The organism is Parapedobacter soli, assembly GCF_025460835.1.
Lineage (GTDB): Bacteria > Bacteroidota > Bacteroidia > Sphingobacteriales > Sphingobacteriaceae > Parapedobacter > Parapedobacter soli.
This window is the reverse complement of record NZ_JAMXAY010000171.1, coordinates 1-401: the sequence shown is the minus strand read 5'-3', so window position 1 is coordinate 401 and position 401 is coordinate 1. Positions and strand designations below refer to the sequence as shown.

Here is a 401-nt window from a genome sequence, read left to right as displayed (position 1 = left end):
GCGGATCAATTAATCAGGAAAGATGTACTTGGTCGGATGGATACGCATAGCCGATAAACGTCTGCATAATTAACCACTTCGCCTACAATTTCAACACCTTGTTTAGTAAGTCGGCTTAATAATTCGTCAAGGTTGTCAACCCTGAACATAACTCGTAGATAGCCAAGAGAGTTAACTGGTGCTGTTCTGTGGTCTGAAATAGTTTTAGGTGTTATAAATTTTGAAAGTTCAAGTCGGCTGTGTCCGTCTGGCGTAACCATCATTGCCACTTCGACTGATTGATTTCCAAGTCCAGTTACTTGTCCTGCCCATTTACCTTCAACCATCATTCGTCCTTCAAGTGTCAGTCCTATTTCTCATTGCTGTCCCATTAAAATCTGAAATTGTTCTTTGAAATATTT

Annotated in this window: 1 protein-coding gene; it reads right to left on the bottom strand. The window is 40.1% G+C overall.

Translation table 11 applies throughout. From position 1 onward, the window contains the following. Positions 1-5: 5 nt before the first annotated feature. Positions 6-329 (bottom strand): hypothetical protein, encoded by a 324-nt coding sequence (locus NGM62_RS22065; protein ID WP_262250461.1) that lies wholly within the window; start codon positions 327-329, stop codon positions 6-8. Between the last annotated feature and the right edge of the window lie 72 nt (positions 330-401).

Excerpts from the sequence above, each read along its gene's own strand:
- NGM62_RS22065 (WP_262250461.1), bottom strand. The coding sequence starts at position 329 with ATGATGGTTGAAGGTAAATGGGCAGGACAAGTAACTGGACTTGGAAAT.